Origin of the sequence: Dyadobacter endophyticus (assembly GCF_014641595.1) — a bacterium.
Taxonomy (GTDB): domain Bacteria; phylum Bacteroidota; class Bacteroidia; order Cytophagales; family Spirosomataceae; genus Dyadobacter; species Dyadobacter endophyticus.
The window spans coordinates 1,479,067-1,500,746 of the sequence record NZ_BMIA01000002.1; the positions used below are offsets into that span (position 1 = coordinate 1,479,067).

Here is a 21,680-nt window from a genome sequence, read left to right on the forward strand (position 1 = left end):
CTAAGCAAAACGCCCGGATTTACGATCCGGGCGTTTTGCTTTAATCAAGGTAAGAGGCGCTGCTCATTCGTCGGTTCCAGCTTCCTCCGGACTCCAACCGCGCTATATTGAACTTGTCGCGATACTCTTTCGGCGTCACGCCGGTACTTTTCTTAAACAGCTGCCGGAAAGATTTCAAGTCGTTATAACCTGAGTTAAGCATAACTTCCAGCACGCTTTGATCGGTCTGCGCCAGCAGTTTCTTTGCGGCCTCAATGCGCGTCCGCTGCAAATATTCAATGGGCGTCACTCCAATAGCCTGTTTGAACCGTCGCACCACATTTCTGCGACTCGCCGGGATATCCTGAATGAGGACTTCAATGGTACTGCCTTCCTGATATTCCTTTTCGATTTTCTGCTGCGCCATATTCACCAATCCGTCACCGTGATTTTGAGGTGGAGCGAAAGTCCCGAAATAGGTTTGCTGCTCGCGGTCCATATCTATGGCAAACATTTTCGCGGTCCGCAGCGTAAGATCCTTTCCGCAAAAACGCTGTATCAGGTACAGCATGAGATGGAAACTGCTCGTAGCACCACCGCTCGTAAAAATACCTTTGTCCTCGGTCACTACGGCATTGCTCTTCATGATGATGTCGGGAAAATTCGAAGCGAGTGCCTCCGCGGCGTCTATGTGCGTAGTCGCGTGCTTGCCATTCAACAGGCCCGCTCCTGCGAGCAGGAATGCGCCCGTGCAAAAGCTGGCCAGTTCGGCCCCATTTTTATATTGTTCCCAAAGCCAGGGAATACAGCTTTGGTTGCTCTTCACCGAAAGTTGCACATCGCCCGCACCGAATGCCGGCACGAGTATGAGGTCCTGCCTGGCAAATTCGTTAATTGATTGCATCGGGTAAGCGCCGTAGAATTTCCCGGGTTCAGGATCAGGTGAGAACAGCGTAATTTGGAAGAAGTGCGGCTGGTTGGCTCGCTCATAGAAGCTGTTCACCGATTCGAATACATCCAGAATCGCCGCTACGCTCAATAATCGGTGCCGGTTGGTAATTAATAGACCTAATTGTATCATGTTGTTGATGTGTTTAAACTTTGATATTCAGACCAAAGCGGGCACCAATATAGAAATTTTGTCCCAAATACCCCTCTCACATGACGTTTTAAGCAATTGCTTCATATCTCATTTTTATTAAATTTTAGATCCCTATATTGATAAAAATTTATTACGAAAGCACTGCTGCGGTGGCGCGGTAATCAAAATCTAAATCCTATGTCCAAATCGAAATTTGAAACATCGCTGGAATCCGGCGTACATCATCAACTCCAGGCATTAACTGGCAGTTGGGAAGGTCTCACCAAAACGTGGTTCGAACCTGACGTTCTCGCCGACGAATCCGAGATGAAAGGTACGATCAAATCCATCCTCGGCGGCAGCTTCCTCCTGCACGAATACCAGGGCAGCATCAACGGCAAACCGTTCCAGGGCATAGCCATTTACGGTTTCGATATTCCCAACAGCCATGCGCAGGCATTCTGGATTGACAGCTTTCACATGGGAACCGGTATGATGCTTTCCAACGGCACGCCTACCGAAAATGGCTTCTCTGTATTGGGTCAATATAGCGTGCCCGAGTATCCTGCGCCCTGGAACTGGCGCACCGTTGCCGAGCTCAAAGACCCGGACACATTGATCATTACAGCTTATAACATTTCGCCGGAGGGTCAGGAAGACAAGGCCACGGAAACGGTTTATAAACGAATTAGTTAAGACCGCATTTGGGCCAGTTCGTTTTGGATGAAGGTTTGCAATTGTTCCTTACTTGGAAGGCTCACGACATATTTGCTTACAAATAATTGCATATCGCTATCCGCGACCGCGTATTCAACAAGCGCCCGGTTCTGATCCGTCACCAGTAATAAACCCACTGGCGGGTTATCGTCCAGGTTCATAATTTCTTTCTTGTAGTAATTGATGTAAGTTTTAAGCTGGCCGATGTGTTCATGTTTGACTTCATTGGTCTTTAACTCGATCAGAACATGGCATTTTAAGATGCGATGATAGAATACAAGGTCCACGAAAAAATATTCATCTCCGATAACCATGCGTTTTTGCTTTGCCTCAAAACAGAAACCATGGCCTAGCTCAATCAGAAAAGCTTCCAGGTTGTCGACCAGGGCCTGTTCCAGGTCACTTTCGTAAACCACGTCTTTGGCTTTAAGCCCAAGGAATTCAAAGGTGAATGGAGATTTGATAATGTCTGCAATGCCCGGGCGCTGGGCGTTTTCGTCAACGCTCCGGCCCAATGCCTCCTGATCGAGGCTCATTCCTGAGCGCTCGTAGTAAAGCGTATTGATTTGCCTTTTAAGTTCGGCGACGCTCCAATTGCTTTTAATGCATTGCTTTTCGTAAAAGCCCCGCTTTTCAGGTTCATGCAACGGAAGAAGTAAGGTAAGATGCGAAAATGAGAGTCGGGAAAGTAATATTTCCGGGTCGACCGAAGACTGTCTACTTCCCTCGCTTGCCAAGCAACCAGTTGTACTGGCCGTCCTAGGGAAGTTATTTGATGTGGTTAGCTTTAAGCCATTCAATTGTGCAGACAGTGTCTGCACAATTTGGGGATACGCCAGATAGAATTGTCTAAACACTTTGAGATTCCTCGCACCCAGGCCTGCTGTGTCCAGAACTTCTGCAAGTTCATCCACCAGTCTCTGCCCGTATTTTGCGCGGTCCTCCCCGTTCTGCTCAAATTCCACGATGTGAAAACCAATCAGCCAATTGCGGATGGTTAAATACCTGTTGATTGCCTTCGAAGCACTTTGTTGAAGGGTAAAATTGGTTTCCTGAATGGTTGTTACCAAAGCATTAAAATCAGCCATATTGATGAAGTTTTGGAGAGAAAGCCAAAAGATCCGGCAATCCCGCTTTCCCGACCTCATTCAATTCTCCGATGGCTTAACCTAATTATCCTCAGGTTCAGAAAGCCATCAGTCAGGCAGATTAACTACTATTTCTAAGATTTGAAATACAAAAAAATGACCACCAGTCAAGCCAATGGTCATTAGGTATTTTTTAAGCGACTGCCGCAGTACCGACTGCCGCAGTAGTTAGAGTTTCCGGTTTAAGCGGAATGGGTTCGGGTACATCCGCAACCGCGTCACCCACGACCGGGCCGTTATGAGAAAGTTCGCTGCCTTCTTTTTTGGATTTTAAAATGGGCCACATAAACTGGGCGTACCATTCTTCCTCCTGATAATGCTTGATACCGTAGGACGACGGGTATTTGCGGGTGATGATGCCGGTCCCGAAAATGATATCCCAGAGGAAAAACATATTGCCAAAGTTGCCTTTGTAATACCCTATTCCATCGTCGGTCGTATCGGCGTGGTGTGCATGGTGTGTGGCCGGAGTGGAAATCAGCCTTTCCAGTACCCAGCCGATGGGTTTAAGCCATTTGATTTCGTAAAAAGGTTTATCCCAGGGAATGCTCGAATGCGCGCCGGTAGTTATAAACGATTTGATCACTTTCACAAACAATGCGGCGTAACCCAAACCCAGGTAGGTCAATGCGATCGTCAGATAAGTTTGTGAGAAAAACAGCGTATAGATCACATTTTGCCTGCTTGCCATGGCCATACCCATGTAAGTGGCCGAATGGTGCGTACGGTGGAAACGCCAGAGCCAGGGTACCTGGTGATGCAGGCGGTGATACCAGTATTGCGTCAGGTCGTCGGCTACGGCAATAATCAGGAATGCCCACCAGAATGGCACCCATCCAAATGCATCTTTGGCGTGGGGCAGCACCAGGGGAAGGAATTTAAGCCCAAAATAGGCGACGAACGGCCGAATGATCAGTTTTGGTACTACAAAGCATACGATGTCCAGGATACGCTCATTCTTGGTCCATTTGTTTTCGTACAACCCGGCTGCGAACTCGATCACGCCCAGTACGAGCACGATTACCGGTAAGCCCCAACTGCTTAGGTTCTTAAAAACCGCCTCGACAAATGCCGGAGCCTTGAAAGGAAATTCGTTGCTTCCCTCCCACGGCCGGTAGTCGAATACCTGGAAACTGGCAAACATCAAAAAAATGGGCGCGATGTAAAGCACCACGCTGATCAGGCCATCGCGGGTAATCTTCCGGGCCAGTACATTATCCAATTTCATGCGTGATTTGATTTTTTATGGTGAAACGAGCTGTCAGATAAATAATTTCCACGCCAGCCAAATGCCTCCGGCGATCAGGACAAACGGAATGAATGTAAGCAGAATGCCGACGGCGATCTTCCTCGCGAGCAGCACCACGTCTGAAAATGTGAACATATTTGAAATGGTGTAGTAGTACCGGTTTACTATAAACGCAGCGGGTAATATGGGTACGGAAATACCCCGGGACAGCACAGCCGGCAACTGAAATCGCCAACCACCGAAAATTTCAGATGATCAGCCATGACTGTCAGGCGGGATATTTCCGATAAATGTCAGAGATGAATTGCCGTTTCAACAACAGCAATTGGAATGGATCTGGGAAAAACAAAGCGTGAAGGTATGCCCTACCACTTCCCCCGACGGGGCCTTACAAAGTAAATTAACCGCGCTCATATCTAAGATGCCTGGATTAATACTCAGCTCAGGGGTGGTTCAGGAGCTTTGTTTTTAATACTATACTTATTTGATAGACAAAGTAAGTTTAATGTTTTTAGAAATGCAATAGGTCAATTCAATTTTTCTTGAAAATAAAAAAATCCGTGGCGACAGTAACGCGCTGTCAGCCACGGATCAGACAGAAAAGGCATCAATGACACCTCTCTGTCGATTCTATATAAACCAATTTATTTCAACTCGGTAAGCCATTGCTGTGCGAACGCACGAGCGGTGTTGGTGGGCGCCGCGCCCATGCGGTAACAAAACTTCCACACATCGCTTTTGCCTTCGTAAGCTGCATTCACAAACTTCCTGCGACCGTTCACTTCCTTCGTCTGCGCCGCAAAATCCACAGCCTTGCTTTGATTGAGGAAGTCGGTGAGGCGGGCGGTAAGTACCTTTTTCGGATCTTTCAGCTTCTCGTACTCATCTGCATTGCTCTTCGCATTCCGTGCCAGCGTCTGCTCCGACTGCCGGATCTCGTCAGCCGCCAGATACTCGGCATACTGCTTTCTGAACTCCTCCATATTGGTTTTCAAAAGCGGTTTGATCTTTTTGAAGAATGCCGCATTGCGTTTGCCGTCTTCGATCTGCTTCTTAAAATCCGCGCGCTGCTCGGCCGGGATGCTGCTAAGCATACTTTCCATGCCTGCAAATGTCTCCGCCGACTGGATCTGAATGTCCACCACCGGTTCCATATCCTTGGCCTGCAACCCCTGCACGCCTTTCAAACGGTTGGCACGAATTTCCGCCTTGCGTTGCTCGCTAACGGCCGTTTCAAGTTTCGGGTACTTTTTCGCGATCGATTCTGTATAACGCTTTTGGAAGTCCTCCGAATTGAAATAAGTCTTCACAAAACCACCCGCCTTCTTAATCGCCGTCGCCTGAGCGTCCGGTGCCAGCGAGCGGCACGCCGATTTCACAGAACTTCCAAAGTACGGCACGCTTACCGAAGGCGCCTGCAAACCATTCCAAAGGCGGTTCTGAATATCCTTCTGGCTGATTCCGTATTCTTCAAACTCATCGCTGAAAGTAAAATTCAGGAACGCAATGCAGAATGTGTAGAGGAAAAAGGGTACTATTCTATTTTTCATGGCTGTAATTGTAATCAAGGGTAATCTATAATTGCAAAGATCCTGCTATTGCCGGGTTGCGGCCATCTCGTATTCGTCGCCTTCGAAGACCACGAAGATGTTGAGCTTATCGTCCTTCACATTCCCCACTTTGTCGGTCCCCTCATAAATATCGATTCCTGTACTGCCGGCATTTTTGAGGTTCAAAGTTCCGAGGTTTTCATCCGGTTCGCGGTCGCCGTCTATGGTCATTTTCATTTTTCCGGTAACTACATCGGAAGAGAACTTGTCTAGCTCGATGGTAATGCTTGCTTTGGCGATATCGAGAGGATAATCTTTTCCGTCGACGGTAAGCTTGGTAACCTTGTAAATCCCTGCTGCTTTCGAACTCAATTCCGGGGATACGTCCTTGTCTTTGTCCTCACAAGCGAACATCAACGTGCTAAGCAACAACAGAGCAAAAATGTTTTTCAAAAATGTAATCTTTTTCATGGCTGTATTTGATTTGAAATGGATAATGGATGAGATAATCTTTTGCCTTCCGACATCACAAAGGTAGCCTATCCGGAAGGCCGGGATCAATCCTATAAAAGCATGATTTTTGAAAAATCATATGTTTATAGGATATTATTAAAAGGTTTTATTTCAGACTTTTGCCACCGTAATTTTCCAATCCATTCTACTCTCCGGGTCCGATGAAATTATATTTACGAGCACTTTTATTAGTCTTTTTTTGCAGCGCGGCATTTGCACAAAACCCAGATCCCGTCGCCATTCTGAAACGACTTCAGACCAGCAGGCAGGATACCAACCGGGTACTGGCTTACATTGAATACGGGCAGTATTATGAAAACCACAACCTCGATAGCGCAGGTAAATATTACCTCAAAGCGGACGCACTAAGCGAGCAGCTCAACTACGATACCGGCCGGTTCAAGTTCCGTTCCAACTACACCTACATCCTGAATTTGCAAGGAAAATTCGAGGAAGGGCTGAAATTGAACCGCGAAAGCCTGGAAATAGCCAAGCGCATGAAGCACCAGGTGAACATCGGCAAGAGCCTCAACAACATCGCAGCCAGCTACACCTACATGGGTAATTTCAGGCAGGCAATACAATACTACCAGCAGGCCGCCAGCCAATTCGATAAACTGGGCATGAAGGAGTTTTTGCCCCGGCTTTACATCAGTATCGGAACAGCTTTCGAGCACGCCAACCTGTTCAATAAGTCGGTAGTGTACAAGCAAAAAGCATTGCAACTGGCACGCCCGATGAAGGACAGCCTGCAACTGGCGGATATTCTTACCAACATTGGCGGCTGTTATTTCAATCTGAAAAGGTATAACGACGCTCTCGCGCATTTCAAGGAAGGGTTGGTGGTCGCTGAAAAAATCCATTCCGATATTTTCATTACCCAGGCTTACGCCGGCCTTTGCCGCACCAACCGACTTTTGAAAAATCTTGACGAAGCGTGGGTCTATGGCCAGAAAGGGCTTGACCTCGCCCGGAAATCAGGCAATGTGTTTCTCGAACTCGATTGCCTCCGTGCATTGATGTTCCTCGCGGAAGATGCCAATAAAATAGACCTGTCGGCTAAATACACGAAGGAAGCGCTCACAATCGCCGAAGCCAACAATATGACCGACCATTTGGTGGAGCTTTATGAAGATTACGCGACCGACCTTGCACGGCAGAACAACTACAAGGCGGCCTACGAGTACCTGATGAAGTACTCGATCATGAACGACTCCATTCAAGGAATCGATATTCAAAAACAGTTGCAGGAACTCGATACCAAATACCTGACCGCTCAGAAGGAAAACAAGATCGTTACACTCGAAAAAGAGAAGCAAACCCGTAATACACTGATTTACGGCCTCATCGCCGGGCTCGTCGGGCTGCTTGTGATCGCTATCCTGGTTTACAGGAACATTGCTTTCCGCCGGCGCGTAGCCGAGCAGGAGGTGCTGCAATTGCAGCAGGAAAAACAATTGGTAGCCACCAATTCTATTTTGAAAGGACAGGAAGAAGAACGCACCCGCGTGGCCCGCGACCTGCACGACGGTCTGGGCGGACTATTATCAGGCATTAAACTAACTTTGAATTCCGTGAAAGGAAACGTAATCCTGCCCGAGGAAAGCGCCATGACGTTTACCAGGGCCCTAACCCAACTCGACGGTGCCATCAGCGAAATGCGCCGCGTAGCCCACAGCATGATGCCCGAATCGCTCGTACGGTTCGGATTAATCGACGCCCTGAGCGATTTTTGTGAAGGCATCAGCGCGTCGGGCAGACTGAAAGTGAATATGCAGGCGTTCGGCTTCGACGACAAACGTCTCGATTCGCAGGTAGAAGTCGTGCTTTACCGCATTATCCAGGAACTGCTCAACAACGTGCTCAAATATGCCGACGCTACGGAAGCGCAGGTGCAGCTTACCTGGGTTGAAAACAATGTGAGCGTAACCGTGGAAGACAATGGGAAAGGGTTTGATATCAAAAACCTCGAACAAAACAAGGGTGCAGGCCTTCGCAATGTTCAGGCCCGCGTCGACTACCTGAACGGTACCCTCGACATCCAGTCGAAACCGGGCGAAGGCACTTCGGTACTTGTTGAAATCGTACTTTAACCCCAAAAAAGAACTTATGAGTGTCAGAATCCTCATCGTAGACGATCACCCGCTGGTACTGGAAGGACTGAAATCGCTGCTCGCGGACGTGGACGAAGTGAAAGTCGTAGGAACGGCTACCAACGCCATCGACGCCATCGCGTTCCTGAAAAGTAATGAAGTCGACATCGCATTTCTCGACATCAACCTCCCCGATATCAGCGGTATCGACCTATGCAAGAAGGTGAAAGACCAGTTTCCTGAGGTTAAAACACTCGCATTGAGCACCTTCAACGAACGCGCCTACGTTTCGCGCATGATCCAGAACGGGGCCTCGGGGTATTTGATCAAAAGTTCGGGCAAAGAAGATATCCTCGAGGCCATCACGCAGGTGCAAGCCGGCGGCTATTTCATGAATGTTCAGTTCGACCAGGTAACGCCTGCTGCTGCACCTAAAACGGTGCCGTTTTTAACGAGACGTGAAAAAGAAGTATTGGTTTTGATTGCGGAAGGGCTTACCAACCCTCAGATCGCGGAACAATTGTTCATAAGTGTTACCACGGTCAATAGCCACCGACAAAATCTGCTGATCAAATTCGAAGTGTCAAATACCGCTTCGCTGATCAAGCTGGCAGCGGGGTTGGGGTTGATTTAAAATCCCACTAACCAAAGAAGCCCTGATCATTTTGTGGATGACCAGGGCTTCTTTGGTTAGTTCGTCGCCAAGCTACCAAACGGGAAAATTGCCGACGAAACATGCGCCCGGTTCATGATTTGGCCCAGCTCTTTGGCCTTATCGGGAAACTGGGGCGTCACATTGCTTTTTTCCTGCGGGTCTTTTGAAAGATCGTAGAGCTCAACCAGCGCATCGGGATTACCTGCCGCTTTCAATCGGACCGCCTTCCAGTTGCCCTGGCGTACCGCCTGCCTTCCACCTTGTTCGTGGAATTCCCAATACAAATAATCGTGCTTTTTTTGCGTCGGCTTGCCTTTGAGAGCATCTGTAAATGAAATGCCGTCGATATTACGAGGCGCCGATGCATTGGCCAGCTCAGCAAAAGTTGGCAGAATGTCCCAGAATGCCCCGATATAGTCGCTTTTCGAACCCGGCTTGATAACCGCAGGCCAGCGTGCGGCAAATGGCTCTCGAATACCGCCTTCATACAAGTCACGTTTCACACCCCGGAAACCTGCACTGCTATTGAAGAATTTCGGATCGGCTCCTCCTTCTATATGGGGGCCGTTATCGCTGGTGAAAATGATCAATGTATTTTTATCGAGGCCTTTTTCCTTCAATTTGCTTACTACCTGCCCTACATACAAATCCAGGCGTGCGACCATCGCTGCGAAAGTCGCGCGGGGAAACTCCTGGGATGCATAACCGCCATCGGTAGCCCTGGGACCGTAATCAGCTCCTTTGTAGGGCTTTTCATCAAATTTACCCTTATAGTACCTAAAAAGGCTGTCGTCCGGCACAACCAGCTCGGCATGTGGAAGAATGTAAGGCAAAAACAAGAAGAAAGGCTGCTTACCGTCCTGCGCATCCACAAAACTAAGTGCCTTTTTCTGGATCAGATCCGGTGCGTAATCCTTGTTGTGAATGAGGCCTTTGTTACCTTCCAGTGGTATTTTTTTGCTGTTGTCCCAAAGATGTTCGGGATAGTAACGGTGCGCAAGGCTCTGGCAATTGTATCCATAGAAACGATCAAAACCTTGCTTATTGGGATCGCCCTGCGACCCGACGGGACCTAAACCCCACTTCCCGAAAGCCGCAGTCACGTACCCCGACTTTTTGAGTACTTCTGCGAGCGTGACCACGGAGTCGGCAATAGGCTGCTGCCCTTCAGGCTCAACGCCCTTATTTCCACGGATATACGTATGCCCGGTATGCTGACCCGTGAGCAGCGACGACCGCGATGGCGCGCAAACCGAAGTACCGGCATAAAACTGGTTAAAAATCATCCCTTCCCGTGCAAGACGGTCGATATTGGGCGTTTTAATAAGTACTTGTCCATTGAAACCCACATCGCCATAGCCGAGGTCATCGGCGAGAATGAAAACAATATTCGGGCGTGAAGGCTTAGGGGTTTGAGCTTGGGAATTTTGGTGTAAGAACGTTGTGGCAAGGAGGGAAACCAGAAAACAATACTTTTTCATTGGGGATTAGATTAATACACTTCAGAAAGACATTGCAACCCTTGGATTACTTGAATTTAACGCTGTATGCGTCTTCGAAATTGGGAGAAAGCGCCTGTTTCGGCAGAGGTAATGGCAGATCTTTAAAATCCGGGAACCGGGAGCATAATAAGCAAATTGCGATGTATCTTTGTTTCCGATACCCTACGACAGCCCGGACGACCGGCATGAATTGACAACCACCGAAAATTCCGGCAAGTCGCGCCAGGACTGTCTCTTAGGGTATCGGAAAAGCAGATACGTTCTGAATATCGCCAATCGGAAGACCGATATAATCTACTTATTTGATAGACAAAGTAAAGATAAATACTTTAAACTAGCAAATGCGCCGAAAAGAATTTATTTGATTAACGGTTAACTTCCTGCACCTATTTAAGCAATTTCACAGGGTACCCGTCGAATTTGCCATCGTCAGTGAGCAACCAAAAATCCTCAACTTGGGATTGTGCAATCAACAACCTGTCAAAAGGATCTTTGTGAATTGACGGAAGCAATTGATATGCTTCTAAATGTGAGATTTTAATTTCGATCAGATGGACCTCAGCAGGAACCAAGCGATCGATAGGATTAGGGATTGAAAGTTTCAACAAACCCGCTTTTATTGCGATTTCCCAAAGTGAACCGATACTGAAAAACAGCTCATTCTGTTTATTTTCGATCAGGTTAATATGCGCCTGACTCAGCCTGTTGTCGTCTGTTAAAAACCACAGAAGTATGTGGGTATCAAGGAGTATGTTCATTCGAGCGCATTAAAATCCGTTAGTTCATCCGTGAAATTATCGGGAACGCGAGATATAATGCTTTTGCCTGAGCCCCTCTTCAATTCGAGTTTTGAGGCATTTGAGGATTCCTGGAACAGGTGATATGCCCATTCCAGCTTGTCCCTGACATCTTTGTCATGCAAGGCTTCTAATTGCCTTTTAAGCAATTCGTTTTCCTTCTTCAATGCATCGAAATCTTTTTGAGAAATGACAGGAGTACCCATGGCTTTAATTTACATGTCAAGTAAATTTAAAACAAGTACTCCTGAAATCCAATCCTTACTTCCGAACGGCACGCCCTATTTCCCGAACGTTTTTTCCTGCCTTTTGCTGCAAGTCGTCCCCCATATCGTCGCGTGCGGCATCGGCGATCTTTTCCAGTTCCGCTACAATTTCCGGGTTTTGTTCCAGCACGTCGTAACGTTCGCCCGGGTCGCGGGCCAGGTTATATAATGCCCGCGGAAATTGATGATCCTCCGGCGCTGGGCCGGGTTGGCCGTTTTTGCCAGGAAGTGAACCTTCATATGTGCGTCCCGGGTGCGCGAAAACGAGTTTCCAGTTGCCTTTGCGAACGGCTTCGAGGCTATTTTTACGGTAATAATACAGGAAACTTTCGCGCGGCGTCTGGCTTTCGTCACCTTTGAGCAATGCTGAGAAATCGAGACCGTCGATTTTTTCTTTCGGCAATTTCGCATTGGTCAGTTTCGCGATGGTGGGCAGAACGTCGAGCGTAGAGAGGAGTTTATTGGAAACCCTTCCCGCCGGGATCACACCCGGCCAGCGCATAATGCATGGCTCGCGTTGGCCACCTTCGAACGACGTTCCTTTTCCCTCGCGAAAACCGCCTGCAGAACCGGCGTGGTCGCCGTAGTTGAGCCATGGGCCGTTATCGCTGGTAAAGATCACGAGCGTATTGTTGTCCAATCCCTGCGCTTTCAGTTCCTTCATAATCTCCCCTACTGACCAATCAAGTTCCATCATTACGTCACCGAAAATCCCTCTTTCGCTTTTACCACGGAATTTCGCGGATGCGGCCAGGGGCACGTGCGGGAGCGGATGCGGTACGTAGAGGAAGAAAGGCTTGTTTTTGTTTCGTTTGATAAATGAAATTGCTTTTTCGGTAATCACCGGCGTCAGTTCGCTGGCATCTTCGAGGTTTTTGATCTCCTTCACCGGCTTGTTGCCGTCGATCCAATGCAGCGGCGGATATTTGGCCCGCTCCTGCCAGGGGTGCAGCGGCCACATGTCGTGCGAATAAGGCACTCCGTAATATTCATCAAAACCTTGCTGCAAAGGCAGAAACTCCTGGTCGCTGCCCAAATGCCACTTACCGAAAATACCGGTGGCATAACCTTGCGCTTTCACAATTTCGGCGATCGTTTCTTCCTTTGGATTAAGCCCGACCCCGGCATTCGGTCCGAATGCTCCCGAAATGCCCAGACGGTTTGGATAACAACCCGTCAGCAATGCGGCACGGGATGCGCTACACACGGCCTGCGCGGCCATGAAGTTGGTAAAACGGGTACCCTCTTGGGCCATTTTGTCGAGATTAGGCGTTTTGTAGCCCATTGCACCATTCACGGATAGGTCGCCGTAGCCGAGGTCGTCGATAAAAAAGAGGACGATGTTGGGTGTTTTTGCTGCTGGTTTTTCGGATTGGAAAGCCATCAACAGACACAAGCCCATCGATACCAGCAGCAGAGAAAATATTCGAAACATATTTTAAGGTTGGTTTTAGGTAAATGCTGGCGTAGTTTGGCGCCAAGTTCCTCCTTGGTGCCAAACTGCGCATAGCTCAAAAGTAATTACCAGTTCGGATTTTGTTGCAGGTTCGGGTTCAAATCGCGTTCCTTTTGCGGCATTGGCCAGAGGTAGTGACGGCTCGCATCGAAAACCCGATCGGACGATGCCGCTTGCACCGTGACGAGCTTGCCGGTATTGTCCGGATAAGTAATACCAAACACCGGCCCGTTCATAACCTGCTCCCCGATCTTCCAGCGGCGGATATCGAAGATCCGCTGGCCTTCAAATGCCAGCTCCACAGTCCGCTCCCGCCTTACGATTTCGCGCAACGCAGCCTGGGTTCCGGCCGTTACCGAAGGCTGCTTCACATCCGTACGCCCGTTTCTTACCTGGTTAATAGCCGCCAGCACGCTCGCATCAACCTGCCCGAGCTCGATTTTGGCCTCAGCATAAGTCAGCAATATTTCCGCATAACGCAGCAGGACAATGTTGATACCGCTGTTGGTCGGGTTCGCGAAATCTTCGGTATTAATGTACTTTTTAATATTAAAACCGGTTGTTGAAGCGATGTAAGTGCTACCGATCGCATCGGCCGTTCCGCTTGTCGGGCGGGGCTGGAAGGTAATGCCGCTGGGTAATGCGTCGCCTTCGAGGAATACCGAGAATTTCAGGCGAGGATCGCGGTTCACATAGGGTTTCGCGGGATCATAGCCGCTCGAAGGATCGGTGATCTTCTTGCCTTCCAACGTTTCATAAGTATCTACCAACGCTTTGGTAGGAACATAAGTACTTTGTGCATTCTTCTGGCTGTATGGCGCGAGCAGGTTGAAAACATTGTTTTGAGAAACATCCTTCAAATACTGCTTATCGAGCAACACTTCCTTATTATTTTCAGCCGCATAGCTGTACAACTTTTCATACGAGTCATACAAACCATACACACCCAGCTTGATTACCTGGTCGGCCGCATCGGCAGCTTTCTGGTAACGTCCCGCATACAGGTTCGCACGGGCGAGCAGCCCGAGCGCGGCACCTTTGGTAAAGCGGCCCTTATCGGCAGCGCCATAGGTGGTGGGCAGCAATGCAGCTGCTTCCGTCAATTCCTTTTCCACAAAATCCCATACTTCCTCCGCCGGCGTATTGGTGAGCGCGCGGCCTTCGTCGATGCTGATCGACGAGATAACCAGCGGTACCGGGCCAAACAATCCGGCCAGTTTCAGGTAATGATATGCCCGCAATGCCTTCGCTTCGCCTTTCAACTGGTTGATCAGTGCGGTGTTGGTACTTGGCACTTTATCGACGTTTTCCAGGAAATAATTCACACCGCGAATGCCGCGGTATGCCCTTTTCCATTCATCATAAATCACGGAACTTGTCGCATCGTAGCTTCCCGCTTCGATGTAGGCGGCCACATTAAAGCTCTGGTTGGTATGCCCAAGGTCGGTAATACCATCCCAGGTTACGGCTGTCGTGCTGTCGAGGTCGGTGTAGAGCGAGTTAACGGCCAGTTTGGCGTCACTTTCGGTTTTCCAGAACAAATCTTCGGAAAGGCGATCGTTGGGAACGGTTTCGAGCAGGCCCGAATCGCAGGAGGCCAGGCCCAGTATCAGAGCGGCGATACCCGCGTAAATGGTATGTTTGAATGTATTTGTTTTCATAAAATCAATGCGGTCAGAATGAGAGGTTCAACCCAAATGTGTACAAGGCGGTCTGCGGGAAATACACGGCGCGGCCGGATGGCACTTCGGGGTCGAGGTTCCAGTCATTTAGTTTCGAAAATGTAAGCAGGTTAGTAGCGGAAGTGTAAACACGAATGCGGCTCACATGCAGTTTGCTCACGATCTCGGACGGAATGTTGTAGGCCAGCTGCACGTTTTTGAGACGCAGGTAAGAGCCGTCAATTACCAAACGGTCGGAAGTAGCCACATTGCGGAGGTCGAATTTGGTTGGGCGAGGGAAGCGTGCGCCGGTATTTTCCGGCGTCCAGTAATTGTTGGTGTATATCTCGTGGGTAAAACCTTCCTGGTTACCCATCTCTGCCAACGCACCCGCCAGACGCGCATCTACCTTCGCAGCACCCTGGAAGAGAATGCTCAGATCGAAACCTTTGTAGGAGAAATCACTATTCAAACCGAATGTGTATTTCGGGAACGAGTTACCGATTACGGTCATATCGTCGGCGTTGATCTTGCCGTCCCCGTTACGATCCACATATTTCACGTCGCCCGGCTTGGTATTGGCCGCGTAGGTAGCTTTGTATTCGGTGATTTCCTGCTGGGTCTGGAACAAACCGTCGGTCTGATAACCCCAGAGCGTATTGATCGGCAGCCCTTTGGCAATGATGTAACGCGGGTCGATGTCGGAGCCGGTAATGTATGGGCCGGTGCCTTTCAGATCTGTGACTTTGTTTTCGTTAATACTCAGGTTCCCGCCGAGCGTATAGCGGAAACCCGAAGTACTCGCTGCACCACGATAGTTGAGGCTGAACTCCCAACCCTTATTTTCCACCGATCCCGCATTCTGAGGGGGCGCTTTCAAACCGATGGTCGCGGGAATGTCGAGGTTCAGGAGAATGTCGTCGGTGAGCTTGCGGTAGTAGTCGGCAGTGAATGTGAGGCGTTTGTTGAGGAAAGTCGCGTCGATACCCAGGTCAAGCTGCGTAGTCGACTCCCAGCCGAGGCCGGTGTTGGCCAATGTAGTCGGACGGTAACCTTGCACCGGCGTGCCGCCGAAGCTGTATCCGAGGGCCGTCAATGCGGAGTAGTAGCTGTACAGATCCACCGACTGGTTTCCGGTAATGCCCCACGAACCGCGCAGTTTCAGGTCATTGACAGTTTTTTCAAGTCCCTCCCAGAAATTTTCCTTCGAAATACGCCATCCTGCCGAGAACGAAGGAAAAAAACTATACTGTTTCGACCCGGTAAATTTGGAAGAACCATCGTAGCGACCATTCGCTTCGAAAAGGTATTTCTCTTTATAATCATAATTAACCCGGCCGAAATAAGAGCGCAGTCCATATTCGGCATCGTTACCTGTATTGCTTTTGGTGCCATCATTCGCTCCCTGGCCTATCGACCCGATATCATTATTATAGAACCGCTCGCGGTAAGCCGAAAGGAAAGTCTGCGTATTACCGATCTGCGAGTAACCCACCAATGCTTTCAAACCGTGATCGCCGAAGCTTTTTTCATAGGTAAGCAAGTTGTTGATCGTGTATTCCCGCAGCGTATTGCGAACCTCCGTAAGTGAGTTAATGGCTACGGTTTTGGTAATGTTGGTATTCTTGTCGGTGTTGGTGTAGGCATTGGTGTAGTTTTTCTGGTTCGTAAATGTGCCCCGACCAGCGATTTGGGTAGAGAATGTCAAACCTTCCGCAATATCAAATTCTGCTTTGACATAACCTGCCAGGTAATCCGTCACCTGCCGCGACTGGCCGCCTATTTCGTTAAACATCAAAGGATTGTTACCTTGCGTGCTCAAACCGTAAGTGCCATCCGCATATTTGGGTACTGCCCATAAGGTGCCGTGGAAGAAGTTATTCAAAGGTTGCGGGGGATTAGGGCCGGAGTTGTTCACGGTCGGGTTCAATGCGCGTGCATAGCGGTAGTTAATGTCGCCACTCACGCGCAAACGTTTCGAAACATTATAATCCGTATTCAAGCGGAATTCACCGATTTTATTAGAATAACCCGCAATGACACCCTGCTGATCCTGAAACCGGGCGCTTAGCCGCGTGCGAATCACGTCTGTCCCGCCTGCTACGGAAATCGTATGGTTCTGCTGAGGTGCCGAGCGGAGCATCGTTTCGAACCAGGTATTGGGCATCGGGTACTTTTCGCGGTCGGTTGCATTGACATACGCCTGAATGGATTGCTCCGTAAAACGCGCCGGAACTGCCAGGCCCGCATTGGTGTATGCAGCCACCTGCTCGCGCATGTAAGCCTCGATTCCCATCATTTTAGGCACATTATTCGATTTCTGGATCGCATAATACCCGTGGTAATCCACCTGTACTTTTCCGCCTTTGGCACGCTTCGTGGTGACGAGAATAACCCCGTTCGTCGCGCGTGAACCGTAAATGGCAGTCGAAGAAGCATCTTTCAAAACCGAAACCGATTCGATATCGTCCGGGTTAATATCGCTCAGGCGTTGCTCGATACCGTCGACGATCACCAATGCATCGTTCTTCCCCAAATCATAACCACTGGTGCTGCTGCCGTTGATATTGAATGTGGTGATCCCCCGCACACGGATATTGGTATTCGACTTGCCAGGCGATCCGCCCTGGTCGAGCACGGTTACGCCGGGCATAAGCCCTTGGAGCGACTGCTGGATATTCGATGCGGGCCGTTTGGTAATTGCCTCGCCGCTGATCTGCGACACGGAGTTAGTGAGCGCATTCCGTTTTTGCGTACCGTAGCCTACCACCACTACTTCCTCCAACTGCTTTGTGTCAGCAGCCAGCTTGATATCGATCGCAGTTCGGCCATTCACCGCCACTTCCTGGGTAACGTACCCGATCCCGGAGAAAACCAGGATCCCGCCGGACGGCGCATTGATCTCAAACTTACCGTCAGCGTCGGTCGAGGTGCCGGTAAGCGTGTTTTTAACCACAATATTGACGCCAGGCAGCGAACCATTGTCGGCGGCGGACGTAACGGTGCCCTTCACGGCGATGTTCTGGGCGAAGGCGCTGAGCCCAAAGAGCAGCAAGGCCACAAGTAGCCGGCCTCTGCTCAGGAGAGAGTTTCTGGATAGATTTTGGAACATAGTAATTAGTAAAATGGCGCCGGAGTCTGGCAGCGGAATTGGTGGTTGTAAATGGGTTTAGAATAAACTATAAATCCTATTAAATATATAGGCAAAGTAAAATACAGAATCAGCAGCAAGCAACTTGTGTTTACTTATTCTGCACAAATCGGACGATTTTTAAGGATTACTGCTACTTGTTATGTAAAAAATACAAGATGGCCGATTTTACTCATCGGCCGTAGATCGTTTGCAGGTACTGCTTTTGCAAAGTCGAAAAGTATAGTACGCCGCCTATAAGCACCGCCCAGATCAGGAACAGCAGTGTCGGGTGTGGGAAATAATGGTAAGCTGTGATGAAGATCAATGCGCCGCGCGCGAATTCGAGGTAGAATACCCAGCGGCGTTGTTCGAGAATAGCACCACAGTTGATAAGTGTTACGAATATCACGAGGGCTACCATCACTTGAAGGAACGTTTCTTCCTGGTGTTCAAAAAGCAGGAGAAAAAACAAAGTGATGACTGTAATCGTAAACTGCACGAGCACATATCGCCTGAACTTCTGCGATCGCACACGTACTTTATTTTTGGATAAAAAGCGCTTTTCGACGATCCTCCGGACGGCAGGATCAAAATCGGCCGGGCTGCCAAAGATGACTTTTAACTTTGCAACAATGCCTTTTTGCTGCTGTGCTGAATACCAGATCTCAACCAGGAAATGGAAATGCTGCCAAAGGAAACTGTAACTGTCGAGCTGCTTGGTAAGGCCAAAAACGGGCTGCTCTTTTTCCTCGGCAAATGTGCCGAAAAGCTTATCCCAAATGATGAACATATCTCCGAAATTCTTGTCGAGGTAAGCCTCGTTGCTCGCATGGTGCACGCGGTGATGTGAGGGCGTTACCAATATATATTCGAGAATGCCGAGTTTGCCGATCACCTGCGTGTGTGTGAAGAAGGGGTAGAGTCCATGGACAATGAGCATCGTCGTGATCATCGGTGCCGGGAAGCCGATCAGCGGCAGAACCGACCAGAAGGCGGTCCTGACTACCGCCTGAAAAATGGTAATGCGCGTTCCCGCAGTATAATTAAACTCCTCACTGGTATGGTGCACCACATGAAACCCCCAAAACAGGTTGATCTTATGCCCCATCCGGTGATACCAGTACCACACAAAGTCGGTAGCGAGCAGCAACGCGACCCAGACGAGCAGGCTCGGCCGGATTTCAAACAGCCCATAATTTTTTTGAAGATAATCGTAAAAAAAGAAAAACGACCCGGCGGTAAACATGTCAATAAGCCGCTCAGCGACACCGACATTCATATTGGCAATGGAGCTGTTAAAATTGAACAACTGCCGCCCCAGGCGCTTCGAAACCCAATATTCAATCCCGATCAGCAAAAGGAACAATGGAACGGCCAATGCCATGTAGTTCAGCGCCATAACCGATTCTTTTACTATATTTAATTAATAGATTATATATACAAATATTGAACGCTTGATTGTATTTGCCAAAAATTTGGGCGAAAACCATTAAATAAAATCTAAAACCCTTTTATTCGTGGTTTTACAACGCAGGCACGTTGGCTTGCCGGATTAACCACTGATACCAAACTTCCTTTTCCGGATGGATAAAGAAAATACTTATTACGGGGTGAAAGAAATTGCCCGTCGTGCCAACGTCTCCATCGCGACGGTCGACCGCGTGTTGCATAACCGGTCGGGCGTTTCGGAAAAGACCAAGAGGAAGATCAACGACATTATCAAGGAGCTGGATTACCAGCCGAACATTCTCGCGAGCCGCCTTGCTTCGAAGAAAATCATTTCCCTGGCCGTGCTCATTCCGCGGGTTTCGGAGGAAACCGATTTCTGGGAAGCACCCATGAAAGGCATTACCCGCGCCGATTCGGAGATCAAAAAGTATGGCGTGCAGGTTACTACTTTCTATTTCGACCTCAATGACCCCGCCACATTCAACGAGCAGGCCTCGGCCATTCTCGACGGCCATTTCAAAGGCGTACTGCTGGCTCCTTCGTTCATCGAAGAATCCCGGAAATTCGTCCGCGCCTGCCGGGAGAAAAAAGTACCGTTCGTATTCATCGACTCCGACGTACCCGACGAGGATAACCTTTGCTACATCGGCCCGCATTTGTTCCAGAGTGGTTATGTAGGCGCCAAACTCTCGACCTATCGCCTGAAAGAGAAGCACAAAGTGGCCGTCGTAAACATTTCCAAAGAAACCGACAGCTATAACTACCTACAAATCGAGGAAGGCTTCCGCTCCTATTTCAAGGACCATAACCTGCCGATCGAGATTATCCGGATCGATATTAAGGACACCGACAGCCTGTCCGTCACCCGCGATCTCACGCGCGCATTGCACCAGCACGACGACATTGAAGCCATTTTCGTCACCAATTCCCGCGTTTTCTCCGTCGCCGCATTCCTCGAAAAGAGCAAGCGCACCGACATTTCGCTGATTGGCTATGATTATCTGAAAGAAAACATCGCCTACCTGAACAAAGAGCTCATCGACTTCCTGATCTGCCACAAACCCGAAGAGCAAGGTTACCGCGGGCTCATGGCGCTTTACCAGACGCTCGTCCTCGGCGCACCTGTGGAAAAGACGCATTTTATGCCGATCGATATTGTGACGAAGGAGAACCAGGCGTTTTATCAGAATTAACATTGGTGCAAATCTTGAGATTTGCACCAGCTCGCGCGAGCGCCCCCACGCATTAATATTGCATTGACACCAAACGGCAACATTTAATCTCAAACATCCCTCTCATCACAAAATATCTTGTAAACAATAACTGCGATTACTTGTAAATTAAAATATGTGTGTATATTTACGGGTACGTACCCGAAATCAAAACGGGCTGACTATTCCTGAACTCTTTTCCCCTTGTTTTATGCATTCGCTTAGCAGACGAAAGTTTATCTTCCAATCGGCAACCGCCGGTATCGGCCTGGGTTTAATGAATCAAATGTCGGCACTAGCGAGGCCTGCGGAAGGTAAAAGAGTCGGCATCATCGGGCTGGACACTTCGCATGCCATTGCATTTGCCAAAGCATTGAATGCCGCGCAACCCGATCCTGTGTACGACGGCTATAAAGTGATAGCCGCCTATCCTTATGGCAGCAAGGACATCGAGTCGAGCACCAAACGCATTCCGGGTTACATCGAAGAAGTGAAAAAGATGGGTGTCGAGATCGTCGGCTCGATCAAGGAGTTGCTGGGCAAAACGGACGTGATTTTGCTTGAAACCAACGACGGTCGTTTGCATTTGGAACAAGCGCTGGAAGTTTTCAAAGCGGGAAAAAGAATGTTTATCGACAAGCCTGTCGCCGCTTCGCTTTCGGATACCCTGAAAATTTACGAGGCTTCGAAAACGTATAATATCCCCATTTTTACAGCCTCCTCACTGCGGTATATCAAAGGGATCGAAAGCATCGACAAGAAGAAAGTGCTGGGCGCAGATACGTATAGCCCTGCCGTTCTTGAAAAAACACACCCTGATTTCTTCTGGTACGGCATTCACGGCGTGGAGACGCTGTATACGGTGATGGGCACCGGTTGCAAAAGCGTAACGCGCGTGAACACGCCTAATACCGACATCGTGGTGGGCATCTGGGGCGACGGCCGAACGGGCACATTCCGGGGCACGCGCACAGGCAAACACGACTACGGTGGCACTGTTTTCACCGAAGATGGTAACAAAGTTTTAGGCCCTTATGGTGGTTATGAACCGCTTTTGGTCGATATTATCAAGTATTTCAAAACCGGTGAAGTGCCGGTTACCCCCGAAGAAACCATTGAAATATTCGCTTTCATGGAAGCAGCCGATGAAAGCAAACGCCAGGGCGGGAAGAGCGTAACGCTGGAAAGCGTGCTCGCCAAGGCTGGCAAAAAATAGACTC

General features: G+C 49.1%; 18 protein-coding genes. 5 read left to right on the top strand and 13 right to left on the bottom strand.

Annotation, left to right across the window (positions count from 1 at the left end; genetic code table 11):
- Positions 1–40: 40 nt before the first annotated feature.
- Positions 41–1,060: a GlxA family transcriptional regulator gene (locus tag IEY24_RS18240; RefSeq protein WP_188934641.1), complete on the bottom strand. Its 1,020-nt coding sequence runs from the start codon at positions 1,058–1,060 to the stop codon at positions 41–43.
- Between the two features lie 198 nt (positions 1,061–1,258).
- On the opposite strand from IEY24_RS18240, the gene IEY24_RS18245 reads away from it, so the two are divergent.
- Entirely contained in the window at positions 1,259–1,756 is a 498-nt protein-coding gene (locus tag IEY24_RS18245) for a DUF1579 domain-containing protein (protein WP_188934643.1), read from the top strand.
- Here the strand turns inward: IEY24_RS18245 and IEY24_RS18250 are convergent.
- From IEY24_RS18250 to IEY24_RS18265, 5 genes are all read right to left on the bottom strand, one after another.
- Entirely contained in the window at positions 1,753–2,865 is a 1,113-nt protein-coding gene (locus IEY24_RS18250) for a PDDEXK nuclease domain-containing protein (RefSeq protein WP_188934645.1), read from the bottom strand. The two genes, IEY24_RS18245 and IEY24_RS18250, sit on opposite strands and share 4 nt — an antisense overlap.
- Positions 2,866–3,058: 193 nt before the next feature.
- Positions 3,059–4,153: a sterol desaturase family protein gene (locus tag IEY24_RS18255; RefSeq protein ID WP_188934647.1), complete on the bottom strand. Its 1,095-nt coding sequence runs from the start codon at positions 4,151–4,153 to the stop codon at positions 3,059–3,061.
- 33 nt (positions 4,154–4,186) lie between these two features.
- Complete coding sequence (locus IEY24_RS32975) at positions 4,187–4,309, bottom strand: hypothetical protein (protein WP_262892423.1); 123 nt, start codon at positions 4,307–4,309, stop codon at positions 4,187–4,189.
- Positions 4,310–4,818: 509 nt separating this feature from the next.
- Positions 4,819–5,724: a hypothetical protein gene (locus IEY24_RS18260; protein ID WP_188934649.1), complete on the bottom strand. Its 906-nt coding sequence runs from the start codon at positions 5,722–5,724 to the stop codon at positions 4,819–4,821.
- 45 nt (positions 5,725–5,769) lie between these two features.
- Positions 5,770–6,195, bottom strand: a complete 426-nt coding sequence (locus IEY24_RS18265; RefSeq protein ID WP_188934651.1) for a hypothetical protein — start codon at positions 6,193–6,195, stop codon at positions 5,770–5,772.
- Positions 6,196–6,398: 203 nt separating this feature from the next.
- Here IEY24_RS18265 and IEY24_RS18270 point away from each other — a divergent pair, with 203 nt between their 5' ends.
- Positions 6,399–8,330, top strand: a complete 1,932-nt coding sequence (locus tag IEY24_RS18270) for an ATP-binding protein (RefSeq protein ID WP_188934653.1) — start codon at positions 6,399–6,401, stop codon at positions 8,328–8,330.
- A gap of 16 nt (positions 8,331–8,346) precedes the next feature.
- The gene (locus IEY24_RS18275) at positions 8,347–8,964 is read left to right on the top strand and encodes a response regulator (protein WP_188934655.1); all 618 of its coding nucleotides are present in this window, start codon (positions 8,347–8,349) and stop codon (positions 8,962–8,964) included.
- A 56-nt stretch (positions 8,965–9,020) separates the two neighbouring features.
- Here the strand turns inward: IEY24_RS18275 and IEY24_RS18280 are convergent, their stop codons facing one another.
- The 7 genes from IEY24_RS18280 to IEY24_RS18310 form a co-directional block, all read right to left on the bottom strand.
- Complete coding sequence (locus IEY24_RS18280) at positions 9,021–10,466, bottom strand: arylsulfatase (RefSeq protein ID WP_188934657.1); 1,446 nt, start codon at positions 10,464–10,466, stop codon at positions 9,021–9,023.
- A 407-nt stretch (positions 10,467–10,873) separates the two neighbouring features.
- Positions 10,874–11,245 carry a type II toxin-antitoxin system VapC family toxin gene (locus IEY24_RS18285; protein ID WP_188934659.1) on the bottom strand — a complete coding sequence of 124 codons (372 nt, stop codon included), beginning with the start codon at positions 11,243–11,245 and terminating at the stop codon, positions 10,874–10,876.
- Entirely contained in the window at positions 11,242–11,490 is a 249-nt protein-coding gene (locus IEY24_RS18290) for a hypothetical protein (protein WP_188934661.1), read from the bottom strand. Before IEY24_RS18290 ends, IEY24_RS18285 begins: the two co-directional genes overlap by 4 nt.
- Before the next feature lie 55 nt (positions 11,491–11,545).
- A complete protein-coding gene (locus tag IEY24_RS18295; protein WP_229222586.1) occupies positions 11,546–12,985 on the bottom strand; it encodes a sulfatase family protein in 1,440 nt (479 codons plus the stop codon).
- Positions 12,986–13,071: 86 nt separating this feature from the next.
- Positions 13,072–14,667, bottom strand: a complete 1,596-nt coding sequence (locus tag IEY24_RS18300) for a RagB/SusD family nutrient uptake outer membrane protein (protein WP_188934663.1) — start codon at positions 14,665–14,667, stop codon at positions 13,072–13,074.
- A 13-nt stretch (positions 14,668–14,680) separates the two neighbouring features.
- Positions 14,681–17,779: a SusC/RagA family TonB-linked outer membrane protein gene (locus IEY24_RS18305; RefSeq protein WP_188934665.1), complete on the bottom strand. Its 3,099-nt coding sequence runs from the start codon at positions 17,777–17,779 to the stop codon at positions 14,681–14,683.
- A 211-nt stretch (positions 17,780–17,990) separates the two neighbouring features.
- Complete coding sequence (locus IEY24_RS18310; protein ID WP_188934667.1) at positions 17,991–19,199, bottom strand: sterol desaturase family protein; 1,209 nt, start codon at positions 19,197–19,199, stop codon at positions 17,991–17,993.
- 184 nt (positions 19,200–19,383) lie between these two features.
- On the opposite strand from IEY24_RS18310, the gene IEY24_RS18315 reads away from it, so the two are divergent.
- Together IEY24_RS18315 and IEY24_RS18320 are read left to right on the top strand one after the other, a co-directional pair.
- Positions 19,384–20,442 (top strand): LacI family DNA-binding transcriptional regulator, encoded by a 1,059-nt coding sequence (locus IEY24_RS18315; RefSeq protein ID WP_188934669.1) that lies wholly within the window; start codon positions 19,384–19,386, stop codon positions 20,440–20,442.
- 295 nt (positions 20,443–20,737) lie between these two features.
- On the top strand, positions 20,738–21,676 hold the full coding sequence (locus IEY24_RS18320; RefSeq protein ID WP_229222716.1) for a Gfo/Idh/MocA family protein: 939 nt from the start codon (positions 20,738–20,740) through the stop codon (positions 21,674–21,676).
- Positions 21,677–21,680 lie beyond the last annotated feature (4 nt).